The sequence below is a fragment of the Alkalihalophilus pseudofirmus genome (assembly GCF_029094545.1).
Lineage (GTDB): Bacteria > Bacillota > Bacilli > Bacillales > Bacillaceae_D > Alkalihalophilus > Alkalihalophilus pseudofirmus.
In genome coordinates this window covers 779,173-792,324 of the sequence record NZ_CP117835.1, presented here as the reverse complement: position 1 = coordinate 792,324, position 13,152 = coordinate 779,173, and the positions used below count along the sequence as shown (strand labels likewise).

Here is a 13,152-nt window from a genome sequence, read left to right as displayed (position 1 = left end):
TGTGTAAAAAGTGGCTTCTAGAAGTTTCTTCCCAGCTGTCCTTTGGGGATTATGTGCAATATTAGTCATTGCTTTATCCTTTAGCCTGCTCGCATCGTTGTTTTTGACCTTTACCTCCTATACAGAGGAATCGATCCGCTGGTTAATTATGGGGGTTGCATTTCTTTCTATGTTTATCGGGGGTTTTATGTCTGGTGCCAAAGCGAAAGCAAAAGGGTTAATGGCAGGTGCGCTGACCGCCCTCCTGTTTTCAATGCTCACATTTTTAGTTCAATTTTTAGGCTACAATGAATTGTTTACAACCAGTCAATATGCATTTCACGGAGGATATCTGCTCCTAGCTGCACTCGGAGGCATCATTGGAGTAAATCTTACAAGCAATTCTTCATCTAACTACTAAAGAAAGAAGCACAGCCTAATGGCTGTGCTTCTTATGTATGTGCAGTCTTTAGTTGTCTAGCTTCATGATTCAAATATTCTGTGCCTTCACTTTGCCAAACGAAGCAAAAAGCGCTTCTTTTTGTCAAACCTCCAGCCCCTCATATCTAAACGAATCATTCCGCCATTCTTTCTCCAGCTGCAGCTCCTTGTCCTGCGGGTAAAAACGGTGCATCGGTTGAAGCCAAAAAGCGGCTTCAAATCGCTCCCCTTTATTTTTCCGCATGCCAGTACAGTCGCCTTCGCCTTTCTTTGTCCAGCTGCGGCTCCTTGTCCTGCGGGTAAAAATGGTGTATCAATTGAAGCCAAAAAGCGGCTTCGAATTGCTCCTCCTTATTTTACCGCATGACAGTACAGTCGCCTTCGCCTTTCTTTTATCAATCTGGGTTGACTACTTCGCGGACTGCTGCGCGGTCAAAAGTCAGCTTGCGGTTCTCATTTACAAGGATGATAATAACATCCTCATCAATTGCATCGATTACCCCGTGCATCCCTCCAATTGTGATGATTTTATCACCACGCTGAAGGTTAGCATGCATGTCACGAATTGATTTCTGACGCTTTTGTTGCGGACGGATAAGCAAGAAATAAAAAATCGCGAACATAAGGATTAATGGTAATAATGTACCGATAATTTCCATTCAAAATTCCCCCCTTTCCATACTTTACTGTACAAGCTTATGATTAGAAGTTCTTTGCGTTCGGTTTATTGAAACCGTATTGTTCAAAAAACTCTTCTCTAAAGTCAAGCAAACGATCATCGCGAATTGCCTGTCTTACCTGTTCCATTAAGTTTAACAGGAAATAAAGGTTATGATAAGTCGTAAGCCTAAATCCGAACGTTTCTTCACATTTAATAAGGTGTCTGATATACGCTCTAGAATAATTTTGACACACATGACAATCACAGTTCTCATCGAGAGGGCGGAAGTCGCGTGCAAACTTTGCATTACGAACCACTAAACGTCCCTCGCTTGTCATACATGTCCCATTTCGTGCAATACGAGTAGGCAGCACACAGTCAAACATATCAATCCCACGAATTGCCCCATCAATAAGTGAGTCTGGCGATCCGACCCCCATTAAATAACGCGGTTTGTTATCAGGAAGCCAAGGAGTGGTGAACTCGAGGACACGATTCATGACATCCTTTGGTTCTCCTACCGATAACCCCCCAACAGCATAACCAGGGAAATCCATTGATACTAGATCTTTTGCACTTTGCTTTCTAAGCTCTTCATACTCGCCGCCTTGGACAATTCCAAACAACCCTTGATCTTCCGGACGCTTATGCGCTTCAATACAACGTTCTGCCCAGCGGCTCGTACGTTCTACTGAATCTTTCATGTAACTGTATTCAGCAGGATAAGGCGGACATTCATCAAAAGCCATCATAATGTCAGAGCCAAGTGCATTTTGAATGTCCATTGCTCCTTCAGGGCTTAAGAAAAGTTTTTCACCGCTTAAGTGGTTGCGGAAGTGTACACCCTCTTCTTCAATCTTACGCAAGTCGCTTAAACTAAATACTTGAAATCCGCCAGAATCTGTTAAAATCGGACGATCCCAGTTCATAAACTTGTGCAGACCGCCTGCTTCTTTGACAATATCATGTCCCGGACGCAGCCAAAGGTGGTACGTGTTGCTTAAAATAATCTGTGCATTCATATCATACAAATCTTCAGGGCTCATCGTTTTGACTGTAGCTAATGTTCCTACAGGCATAAAAATGGGTGTTTCAAATGTACCGTGTGGTGTATGCACACGCCCAAGTCTTGCACCTGATTGTTTACATGTTTTAATTAACTCATAAGTGACTGCTGCCATAGCGTCCCATCCTCCTTATCGGTTTAACTTAACGAATAAACATAGCATCACCAAAGCTGAAGAAACGATAACGCTCTTTAACAGCATGGTTATATGCCTGTAGAATATGTTCTCTACCAGCAAGCGCACTTACAAGCATTACAAGTGTAGACTTTGGTAAATGGAAATTCGTCAGTAATCCGTCAATTCCTTTAAATTTATAACCTGGATAAATAAAAATCGATGTCCATCCAGATGCTTCGCAATATGTGCCGTTCTCATTCATGATGGTTTCAAGCGTTCTAGCAGAGGTGGTACCGACCGCTACTACCTTACCGCCATTTTCTTTGACTTCGTTTAATAACCGTGCGGTTCCTTCGCTCATCTGGTAATACTCAGCATGCATTTCATGTGATTCCACATCTTCTACACTTACAGGTCTAAAGGTCCCAAGTCCAACGTGCAGTGTAATGAATGCCAAGTGTACTCCTTTATCTTGAAGAGTTTGCAAAAGGTCTTCTGTAAAATGCAGACCAGCTGTAGGAGCTGCTGCTGAACCGCGATTTTTCGCAAATACCGTTTGATAACGCTCCTGGTCATCAAGCTGTTCTTTAATGTATGGAGGCAGCGGCATTTCGCCTAATTGATCAAGCACCTCATGAAGAATCCCTTCATATGCCAACTCCACTACACGGCCGCCCTGGTCAGTTTCTTCAATACAAGTAGCTGTTAACAGCCCATCACCAAACGTGATGGTTGTTCCTTTTTTTACACGTTTTGCAGGCTTAGCTAACGTCTCCCATTTATCGCCTTCTAATTGTTTTAATAAAAGCAGTTCAATTTTAGCACCCGTATCTTCCTTCACACCATATAAACGAGCTGGAAGAACCCTCGTGTCGTTTAAAACCAAGCAATCACCAGGCTTTAAATAGTCCGTTATTGAAGAAAATACATCGTCTTTAATTGCCCCATTTTCTTTATCTAAAACAAGCAAACGAGACGCCGTTCGGTCTAGGAGCGGCGTCTGTGCGATCAATTCATCAGGTAAGTAAAAATCAAAATCACGTACATCCATGTTGGTTCACCTTTTTCATACGAATAAACTTTGTATTTGAACATTGTATTTTAATCCTACAATTCACTAATTAATAGAGAACAGCAATAAAAAGCATCTTTTCTAGAATACCGAACCTTTATTTATTAAGCAAGAATTATCTAAAGCGTCCAAAAAGAAATAGAATTAATGACAGAACAATGCTAATCACAATGGAAGTCATAATTGGAAAGTAAAACGTTGAATTCTCCCGTTTAATCAAAATATCTCCAGGCAGCCGGCCAATCGGTGTTTTTGAAATAACCGGCCATAGAATACCAATAATAATACAGAGAACTCCAATGGCAATTAACACTTTAGACGCTGTACTCATCTACTTGGCTCCTCCAGATTAAAATGTTGATAACATAGCGGTGTAACCATTCTTCCACGAGGTGTTCTTTGCAGGAAACCAATTTGCAATAAATACGGTTCATACACATCCTCGATTGTTTCTGATTCTTCTCCAATAGTGGCAGAGATTGTTTCAAGACCAACCGGACCACCCCGGAATTTTTCGATCATCCCTATTAATAATTTATGGTCAATATGATCAAGTCCTAGACGGTCAACTTGTAATTTCTCAAGAGCATCTTCTGCAAGATCTACAGAAATAGTCCCATCACCTTTCACTTGAGCAAAATCCCGGACTCGTCTTAGCAGCCTATTAGCAATACGTGGGGTACCGCGTGATCGTCTTGCGATTTCTAAAGCAGCTTCATCATCTAACTCTGTCTCAAAAATAGATGCCGTTCGTTTAACGATAAAGGCTAATTCCGTTTCCGTGTAATATTCCAGACGCGCCATTACCCCGAACCGGTCTCTTAGGGGAGCAGAGAGCATGCCTGCTCTAGTCGTTGCGCCCACCAATGTAAAAGGGGGCAGATCCAGCCTCACAGAACGTGCTGTCGGCCCCTTTCCAATTACGATATCTAAACAAAAATCTTCCATTGCAGGATAAAGAACTTCCTCCACCATTCGATTAAGCCGATGAATTTCATCAATAAACAAGACATCACCCGGTTCAAGTGCTGTTAAAATGGCGGCCAAGTCTCCTGGCCTTTCAATAGCCGGACCAGACGTTGTTCGCATCTCAACTCCCATTTCAGAAGCAATAATACCAGATAGAGTCGTTTTTCCAAGTCCAGGAGGGCCATATAAAAGAACATGATCAAGACATTCTTCACGCATTTTGGCAGCTTCTATAAAGATTTTCAAGTTCTGCTTTACTTTTTCTTGGCCAATGTATTGATTTAAATCCATTGGCCTGATCGATTGATCAATGGAGTCTTCTAATCCTTGCGCTTCACCAGAAATCATACGTTCTTCCATTTTTTCCCCACCTCCTTCATAATGTGTATGTCTCTAGAATTTCAGCATTAGAATTTCAACATTAACTGAAGTGCTTTTTTAATATAAGCGTCCGTGGCCATATCCTCTTGTTCAAGCTTAGGACGTACTTTCTTAAGTTCTTTTTCTACATATCCAAGTGCACGCAAGGCTTCAAGCGCTTCTTCTAGTTCAGCATTTTCTTGATTCACCTTTGTCATTTTCTCTGATACAAGACCGTTTGATTCATTGAATAAATTAGGAGCAAATTCATCAAGCTTCCCTTTAAGATCAAGAATGATTTGTCTTGCTGTCTTTTTGCCCACTCCAGGAAATTTAACGAGAAACGCTTCATCTTCCTCTTCAATAGCCCTTACTACATGTTCTGGCTGTCCTGATGCAAGGATTGCTAATGCACCTTTTGGGCCAATTCCAGATACGTTCAACAATTTTTCAAACAGAGCACGCTCAGATTTGGATTCAAACCCAAATAAACGAATAAGATCCTCGCGAACATGCTGATATGTATATATTTTTACCTTTTCATCTAATTGTTTAGAAAATCGATAAGGGTTGGGACAATAAATTTGATACCCCAGTCCTTGATGATCTAACACTACATATTGAGTTTCAATATCAACTAATACGCCATTTATGTAATCAATCACAATTAACTTCCTCTCCATTATACGAACATTTATTTCTATTTTAGCATATTACACTGACCTCGTATAATGGCACCTTAGCACAAAGTGAAAAAAGCTGCCTCACAAAAGACAGCTTAAAACTCCGATTCCTTATATTCAGCAAATGCTTCTAAGACTTCTTCATAATGGTGTTTATCCCCAATAGGAATTCCATTGACCAGCTCAGAATGCTGCTTGCTTTTAAGTTTTTTTGTATCGACTTGAAAAAAAGATTGAATGACTTGTTCATCTTGGGGAACCCCTTCAAATATAGAGAGCACCCCGTCTTCAGTAATTCCAAAATATCCATTCATTTTTAATGCAGGAGAGATATCGTCAATTTCCTTTTGAAACACGATCCCGTCTTCAGACTGCCTAAGCAAGGTCCAATCCTCATACTGTGCCCAAAAATCTTCCATCGACCAAATCGTTTCTTTCGTCTTTTCCTCTATGACTTCCCCGTCTAAATACATGTATTGCAATGTAACATCCATAGTAGCTGGACCTGAAACTTCAAACGCTTCACCTAGATCACTTTCCGCCAGTCCCCGCTCTGCGGAACTAAATGCTTGGTTAAATAGAACACTTACTCCTGAAACGAGCAGCAATAAAAATATAATTAGCAACGTATGGCCCTTTTGTTTTTTTATAACTTGGAATACCTTCACAACCAAGTTCACCAACTTTCAATTGATCTAGAGTTTTTAATTTTTCTTTCCAAATTACTTCTAATTACAGCTACATTTTGTCCGAAATCATTCTTTTTCATTCCACTTAACAGCATTTTATCTAAAAAAGACATGCAAAAAGACAGAAGCATAAGCCTCTGTCTTTTAGGTTCTTATTAACGTGAGCGTTCAAAAGGTCTTTGCACTGCTCGACCAAGGTCTTGAAGCATGTTATTAAATGTTGCTCCTACTTCATCAAAAGCAGCACCTGTACGTAATTGGTCATCCATTGTACGAATGCGTCCAACTGTGTTTTTATCTGTTACTACACGCACAGCTTTTCCATCTACACTTTTCTCAACAACGTTTTGGACGCGTTTTTTGATTTTTTCATTATCAGCATCCGTTTGAACACCTACAACGACGTCGTTTTCATGTACAATGACACGACAATCTTCAACGCCTTCAATATCATCCACACGGTTAGCTAATTGCTGAGCTGTTTTACCATCATAGTCTTTATGGTAATTAACTGTATTGGTACGTTGACCTGTTAAGTTTTCCGCACCACGTCTTACTGCACCCATACCACGAGCAGCACCATGTTCCAGTGCCCCAGCTCCACGCTCTAAAGCATTAGTTCCACGTTGTACACCATGCTCCATAGTACCTGCGCCCCGACGAGCCATGCCGTGATCACGAACACCTTTACCAGTCATCGCACCACGTTGACCAAAGTTCATTGCTCCTTGACGATTGTGTGTACCATAGCGCGTGTTGGCATGGCCACGTAAAAGCCCATCTTCATCGACCATTCCAGGACGGTCATTACCAGTTATACCTGCTCGTCCCATACCTGGTCTTGTTTGATTTGCACGATAACCATCACGTCCTGCAGACTGGAATCCTTTATCTCCGCGTGTTGTGTAATTATTTAAATGCGTACGCGTTCTTTGACCAGCTTGCTGATCAAGTCTTCCATATGTGCCACCACGGTGATCAGGTGTCATCATATCAGTGACAGGTCCTTGGCCACCGTAACGTTGACTTGTGTATGCACCACTCATGTCTTGTGATGCAAACCCTGTTTGTTGATAGTTATTGTTCATTGTTCTTGCTTGATTATCTGTACCACAAGCGGTCATGCTGCCTAAAATCATAGTTGCAGCGGCTACCGTCATCGCGATTTTTTTCATGTTTTAATTCCCCCTTTCATCAATTAATGTGGCTTTTAAAGGGGAACTTTAATCTGTTAGTTACTGGACATTTATGAAATGTTAGCAGCATACGGCATACTCTTGTTTTTAATGCGGATAATTTCATATTAAATTTGAAGTAATAATAAAAATTGAAGTATTTGATGAATTATACTTTTTTCATAAATCCACCATGACAAAACACATGAGACTGCAAAGAGTCCTCCCCGCAATAGTTGTTGATTTCCGCTGCAGGCACTCGCTTTCCGCGGGCGGTCCGGAAGCCTCCTCGTCGCTTCGCTTCTGTGGGGTCTTCTCTGGCCACGCACATCCCGCTGGAGTCGAGTCCCTTCCGCTCCAATCAACAGAGCGAAGAGGTAGTATAGTGCTCCTTCATTATAAGAAGCTTCTAAACCTAAAAGACTGTACGGCAGTTGAATAATTAGATCTGAGCTCACTTTTTACATCATTCCACTAAATTTCTGGAAAAGCACTATCTCAGCGGATGGAAATATGCGTACTCCTGCGGTGCATTGAGCAGGGCTGAGATCCCGCAGGGCTAAATGTACTGCACCCCTATTGTTGGACACCTCAATCAACAATAGGAGGTGCCTTCATCAATGACCACGTTCACCAAGGAATATAAACTTCAAGCGGCTAAACGTTATCTAAATGAAATCATCAGTTATCGAGAACTTGCAAATCAAGTGGGCGTAGATGATTCGACGCTGCGATATTGGGTGATGTTAGTTCGCTATCATGGGGATCAAGCTTTTACCTTTCCCTATACAAACTATTCAGCTGCCTTTAAACTGAAAGTAATTCAATTTATGACCGAAGAGAATTACTCCATTCGAGAGGCATCAGCCATTTTTCATATTCCCGTTCCATGTATGCTTCGCAGATGGAAGAAAAAGTGGGAAACAGCTGGAGAAGATGCCCTTGAACCAAGAGAAAAGGGGCTTTCTACAATGACTTCTAATCAGAATAAAAACAAGGGCAACAGCGACTCTTCAACCCAATCGATAGAAGAGATGAAAAGAGAACTGGAACACCTGCGTATGGAGAATGCGTATTTAAAAAAGCTGAAAGCCTTAGTTCAGGAAAAACAATCACCAACAAAATCAAAGCGAAAGTAGTATATGAACTAAGGAACGAATTCCCGGTGATTCGAATGTTAAAGATAGCCAAGATGCCTAGAAGCACTTACTATAACCTTGTAAAAAAATGGAGCGAACCAGATCCTGATCGAAAATGGAAAAGAAGAATTGCATTCATTTACCATAAGCACTTTGGTCGATATGGCTATCGTCGTATTACAGACCTCCTTCAGGAAAAGGGATATGCGATTAACAAAAAGAAAGTGCTTCGAATGATGAGAGACCTAGGGCTTAAATGCCTTGTACGAATGAAAAAATACAAATCATATAAAGGAGAAGTTGGAAAAGCAGCTCCAAACATCCTAAACCGTAACTTTAGAGCCGAGAAGCCTAATCAAAAGTGGGTGACAGACATTACGGAATTTAAATTGTTTGGACAGAAGCTCTATCTGTCTCCACTATTTGACCTGTTTAACGGCGAACTGATAACCTATACGCTCCAATCAAGACCAACGTATGATTTGGTCGATACGATGTTGGACCAAGGGTTAAAGCACCTAAATAAAGGCGATGATCTCTTGATTCATTCTGATCAAGGTTGGCACTATCGAATGGCCCCTTACGTAAGGAAACTGAAAGAACATAACATCACACAAAGTATGTCTCGAAAAGGCAACTGTCACGATAATTCTGTCATGGAAAACTTTTTTGGAATCCTGAAATCGGAGTTCCTTTATTTAAACGAATTTGATAGTATTGAACACTTCAAAGAAGAGTTAGAACAATACATCTATTACTACAACCATGTGAGAATTAAATCAAGATTGAACCGGAAAAGTCCAGTAGCTTATCGACTCAGTACCCAAAAAGCTGCTTAAAAAAGTGTCCAACTTTATGGGTCCAGTGCATAAAGCCCGAGGAAGCTCAGCAGCTCACCGCGGAAAGCGATCCCAAAACACAGAAAAGACGACTTCTCATTTAAAATGAGTGAGTCGTCTTTTTAGATTTAATCTTTACTCTCTATATCTTAGTATTTTAATTTCATTAATCTTCGTAGTCATCCGTTTCGCGGTATTGATTTAAGTGCTGGAGCTGTTCATAATCACTTTGAGACATCATTTGACCATTTGTACCATACATCATCGGCTGGTTCATCTGCCCCATCATTTGCATTTGTTGGTTAGATTGAGCCATTGGCTGCATTGGTTGGTTTGATTGCGGCCCTATATTCATTGGCATCATTGATTGATTTGCTTGAGGCCCTACATTCATTGGCATCATTGATTGATTTGCTTGAGGCCCTACATTCATTGGCATCATTGATTGATTTGCTTGAGGCCCTACATTCATTGGCATCATGGACTGATTTGCTTGCGGTGCAACATTCATCGGCATCATTGGTTGATTTGCTTGAGCCATCATCTCGGCAGAATCCTCACTATAATCCCATTCAGGCATTTCGTAATAAGGCTGCCCGCCAAAGCCTGCTCCACAATTAGCACATCCAGGCATCATTGGGCTGATCGGCTGCCAGCAGCCATCTTGATATCCATGATGCTGGTAAGGCATCATTTGGGGCATTTGGGGCATTTGGTACATAGGCTGCATCTGACTCATTTGCGGGTACATATTAGGCTGCATTTGCGGTTGGATATTTGGCTGTACATTTGATGGATGCATTTGTGGCTGGATATTCGGCTGTACATTTGATGGATGCATTTGTGGCTGGATGTTCGGCTGCATATTCGATGGCTGCATTTGTGGCTGAATATTCGGCTGAGCGTTCGGCTGTTTCATCTGCGGCTGGATGTTCGGCTGAGCATTTGGCTGTTTCATTTGCGGCTTGATATTTGCCTGTACGTTTGGTTTTGTATTAGGCTGAGTTTTTTGCTGCGCTTGCGGCATTGATTTTGGTGCCGGCTTTTGTGCTTGAGCTTTTGGCGCTGGTTTTGGTGCCGGCTTTTGTGCTTGGGCTTTTGGCGCTGGTTTTGGTGCCGGTTTTTGTGCTTGAGCCTTTGGCGCTGGTTTCGGTGCCGGCTTTTGCGCTTGAGCCTTAGGTGCTGGTTTTGGCGCTTTTGGCGGCTGCTTTACTTGCGGCATTGCTTTCGCTTTAGGTTCTGGTTTATAAAAGAATACGTTCATATTGGTTTCATAATTTTTTGTTGTAGGCTTTTGCTGAATTGTAGGCTGCGGCATTTTGGGCATTTCCATCTTTGGCATCTGCATTTGCACTTGCGGCGCTGGCGCAGGTGTAACAGGAGCTTCCTTCTTTGGCATTTCTTTTGGCATTTCTTTCGGCATTTCTTTTGGAGCCATCTGAACCATAGGCTGCTCTTTAATCGCTTGAGTTTGTGCGATCGTGTCATTTTTTACTGGTACACTATTGGACGGAATTTTAATTTTCATCCCTGGCATAATCATGTCGGGATTGGAAAGCTGAGTGTTCGCTGCCTTTAATTGTTCAAAATCAACCCCATATTTTTTTGATAACTTCCAAAGTGTATCCCCTTTTTGTACAATATGAATTTTCACGTTCTTACTCCCTCCTCTAACCATTCTTTTTCATCGTATGCCGATATAGGCGTATTGACACTTCTATTCGTCCAATAGCTTTTTGGTCAGCTATTCTTTCAAGAGAATTACCGAGAAGAAACCGTTTCTAGCACAATGTATGATGACAAAAATAGGTTTATGCCTAAGCGTTCAATAAATTCAAAGGGCTATGATCAACACGGCTATACAACTCATTCGTGTTATACTAAGGATAAGAAATTGGTGTTGGCAGAAAAGGAGAATGGAACATAATGAACGATAAAAAATTATATGGAGACGAACGTCGTGAACAAATACTTGATTGGCTAAAAGAAAGTAAGGAAGCACTTACTGGTAAAGAATTATCTGTTCGTACAAATGTCAGCCGCCAAGTGATCGTACAAGATATGTCATTGTTAAAAGCGAAGGGACACCCCATCATTGCGACATCAAATGGCTATTTATATATGCAGACTCATCCAAAGGAAAAGCACCAAAGGCTGATTGCATGCCAGCATCAACCAACTGATGCAATGGATGAACTTTATACATTAGTGGACTATGGTGTGAAAGTGATCAACGTGATTGTAGAACATCCGATGTACGGAGAACTCACAGCTTCTCTCCATTTCCATACGAGACAACAAGTTCAGCAATTTAATGAAGAAATGAAAGCAACGAATGCCACACTCCTCTCAGAACTGACAAATGGCGTACATCTTCACACTATTGAAGCAGATACACCTAAACAATTAGAGGATGCCATTTCGGCTCTTCGTAAAAAAGGATATTTATTAGAGGATTAAACATAAGCTAAAAATAAAAAAACAAGCCCTTAGCACGATGTAGGGCTTGTTTTCTTTGATTGATGTTGATGATGAACACATGGATAACTTCCTAAAATATCTACTCCGCAGCCTAGAGCTTCAAGTTCTGATTTTACACCCGGAATGAGTACATCGTCTTGTAGCTGGTCGACATCAATGAGAAAAAAGTAATTGCCTAAGCCGGTTTTAGTTGGCCTAGATTCGATTTTCGACAAGTTCATTTTTCTCCAAGCAAACGCAGACAGAACTTGATGAAGTGCACCTGAATAATCCGAAGGCAGCGTGACCATTAACGTTGTCTTATAGCCGCTATTTAGAGCAGGAAGCTTAAGTTTTGTTTCTTCTTTTGCTAAAACGATAAAGCGTGTGTGATTGTTATTGTAATCATGGATGTCATACCCTACAAAATCGAGCTCATACTCAGATGCAGCTAATTCATTTGCAATGGCTGCAATCGGCCGATTAGGATGATTAGCTACCATCTGTGCAGCTTCCGCTGTTGAATTCATAAATTCCGTATCAACAAGAGAGTATTCACTTTGTAAGTAATCATGACATTGGGCAATAGCATGGGGATGAGAAATAATCTTCTCCGGTGTCTTCCCCGCCTGTTTAGGGTGCATAAGCAAATGTTGAGCGATTGGGATCGTAATGGTTCCCATAATAGGCAATCGCTGCTTATGTACAAGATAATCAATGGTCATGTTTACAGAACCCTCAATTGTATTTTCTATAGGAACGACACAAGCATCACATGCATCTTCGGCCACTGCCTCTATACAAGCAGGGATCGTCTTAAATGGCACCCGGTCACTTAATGGGAAAAAGGCTTTTGCAGCCATCTCTGTAAATGTTCCAACAGGTCCTAAATAACTCACTTTCATCTTATTCACTCCTCAACTCTACTCGTCTAAGCAATCGATTCCCTAAAACCCTGATCCAACAAGTTCAACCTTTTCAACTGAATCAACAACTTCAACTTGCTCCATTAATTCATCAAGGTCGATCTTCATCGGGGATGTATCAATTGACAAGGTAATATGAGCTCTGCCTTGTAATGGAATTGTTTGATTAATGGTTAATACATTCGCTCCGGTTTCTGCAATTTTTTGTAACAGTTGAGACAACGTGCCTGAGCGATCTACTAAGTTGATTGATAATGTAATGATTTTCTCTTTAACCATTGTATTAAAGGGTAAAATTCCGTCCTTATATTTATAAAATGCACTACGGCTCAGTCCCGCAATCGTGACTGCTTCATTTATTTTTTTTATCTTCCCTGAGTCAAGCAGCGCTTTAGCATTTAACGTTTTTTGCATTGCATCAGTCAGCATATCCTCACGGACTAAATAAAATTGTTTACGCGACATACACTTCACCACCGTCTTCTAAATCTTCTCCCTATTATAATAACGGTTATCCTTATTTGACAACCGTTTTCTGACATTTTGTCCACACATAAAGAAAAACTGTCTCTTTA

General features: G+C 41.1%; 15 protein-coding genes. 3 read left to right on the top strand and 12 right to left on the bottom strand.

The genetic code is table 11. From position 1 onward, the window contains the following. Positions 1–10 precede the first annotated feature (10 nt). Complete coding sequence (locus PQ478_RS04070) at positions 11–400, top strand: TIGR04086 family membrane protein (protein ID WP_012957757.1); 390 nt, start codon at positions 11–13, stop codon at positions 398–400. A 123-nt stretch (positions 401–523) separates the two neighbouring features. On the opposite strand, the gene PQ478_RS04065 is transcribed toward PQ478_RS04070, so the two are convergent. The 9 genes from PQ478_RS04065 to PQ478_RS04025 all read right to left on the bottom strand — a co-directional run bounded on the left by PQ478_RS04065 (position 524) and on the right by PQ478_RS04025 (position 7,213). Next, positions 524–664 carry a hypothetical protein gene (locus tag PQ478_RS04065; protein WP_289235907.1) on the bottom strand — a complete coding sequence of 47 codons (141 nt, stop codon included), beginning with the start codon at positions 662–664 and terminating at the stop codon, positions 524–526. Between the two features lie 151 nt (positions 665–815). Next, positions 816–1,079, bottom strand: a complete 264-nt coding sequence (gene yajC, locus PQ478_RS04060) for a preprotein translocase subunit YajC (protein WP_012957756.1) — start codon at positions 1,077–1,079, stop codon at positions 816–818. 43 nt (positions 1,080–1,122) lie between these two features. Then, positions 1,123–2,262: a tRNA guanosine(34) transglycosylase Tgt gene (tgt, locus tag PQ478_RS04055; protein WP_075683117.1), complete on the bottom strand. Its 1,140-nt coding sequence runs from the start codon at positions 2,260–2,262 to the stop codon at positions 1,123–1,125. Between the two features lie 28 nt (positions 2,263–2,290). After that, positions 2,291–3,316: a tRNA preQ1(34) S-adenosylmethionine ribosyltransferase-isomerase QueA gene (queA, locus tag PQ478_RS04050; protein WP_289235906.1), complete on the bottom strand. Its 1,026-nt coding sequence runs from the start codon at positions 3,314–3,316 to the stop codon at positions 2,291–2,293. A 136-nt stretch (positions 3,317–3,452) separates the two neighbouring features. Beyond that, positions 3,453–3,668, bottom strand: coding sequence for a DUF2905 domain-containing protein (locus PQ478_RS04045; protein WP_289235905.1), 216 nt, complete (start codon positions 3,666–3,668; stop codon positions 3,453–3,455). Then, the gene (ruvB, locus tag PQ478_RS04040) at positions 3,665–4,666 is read right to left on the bottom strand and encodes a Holliday junction branch migration DNA helicase RuvB (RefSeq protein ID WP_289235904.1); all 1,002 of its coding nucleotides are present in this window, start codon (positions 4,664–4,666) and stop codon (positions 3,665–3,667) included. Before ruvB ends, PQ478_RS04045 begins: the two co-directional genes overlap by 4 nt. Before the next feature lie 47 nt (positions 4,667–4,713). Further along, positions 4,714–5,331 carry a Holliday junction branch migration protein RuvA gene (gene ruvA, locus PQ478_RS04035; RefSeq protein ID WP_289235903.1) on the bottom strand — a complete coding sequence of 206 codons (618 nt, stop codon included), beginning with the start codon at positions 5,329–5,331 and terminating at the stop codon, positions 4,714–4,716. 113 nt (positions 5,332–5,444) lie between these two features. After that, complete coding sequence (locus tag PQ478_RS04030; RefSeq protein ID WP_289235902.1) at positions 5,445–6,017, bottom strand: intercompartmental signaling factor BofC; 573 nt, start codon at positions 6,015–6,017, stop codon at positions 5,445–5,447. Between the two features lie 176 nt (positions 6,018–6,193). Next, entirely contained in the window at positions 6,194–7,213 is a 1,020-nt protein-coding gene (locus PQ478_RS04025) for a YhcN/YlaJ family sporulation lipoprotein (RefSeq protein ID WP_289235901.1), read from the bottom strand. A 620-nt stretch (positions 7,214–7,833) separates the two neighbouring features. Between PQ478_RS04025 and PQ478_RS04020 the strand changes: the two genes are divergently transcribed. Next, positions 7,834–9,191, top strand: a protein-coding gene (locus tag PQ478_RS04020; RefSeq protein WP_435521046.1) for an IS3 family transposase whose coding sequence is annotated in 2 segments (ribosomal slippage) — positions 7,834–8,305 and positions 8,305–9,191 — 1,359 coding nt in all. Because the reading frame shifts where the segments join, the coding sequence is not laid out codon by codon here. Positions 9,192–9,357: 166 nt separating this feature from the next. On the opposite strand, the gene safA is transcribed toward PQ478_RS04020, so the two are convergent. After that, positions 9,358–10,845 carry a SafA/ExsA family spore coat assembly protein gene (gene safA / locus PQ478_RS04015; RefSeq protein ID WP_289235900.1) on the bottom strand — a complete coding sequence of 496 codons (1,488 nt, stop codon included), beginning with the start codon at positions 10,843–10,845 and terminating at the stop codon, positions 9,358–9,360. A 272-nt stretch (positions 10,846–11,117) separates the two neighbouring features. Between safA and PQ478_RS04010 the strand changes: the two genes are divergently transcribed. Next, positions 11,118–11,651 (top strand): transcription repressor NadR, encoded by a 534-nt coding sequence (locus PQ478_RS04010; protein ID WP_075683125.1) that lies wholly within the window; start codon positions 11,118–11,120, stop codon positions 11,649–11,651. A 29-nt stretch (positions 11,652–11,680) separates the two neighbouring features. Here the strand turns inward: PQ478_RS04010 and pheA are convergent, their stop codons facing one another. Next, positions 11,681–12,556: a prephenate dehydratase gene (gene pheA, locus PQ478_RS04005; RefSeq protein WP_289235899.1), complete on the bottom strand. Its 876-nt coding sequence runs from the start codon at positions 12,554–12,556 to the stop codon at positions 11,681–11,683. Between the two features lie 42 nt (positions 12,557–12,598). Further along, complete coding sequence (locus PQ478_RS04000; protein ID WP_289235898.1) at positions 12,599–13,042, bottom strand: ACT domain-containing protein; 444 nt, start codon at positions 13,040–13,042, stop codon at positions 12,599–12,601. Between the last annotated feature and the right edge of the window lie 110 nt (positions 13,043–13,152).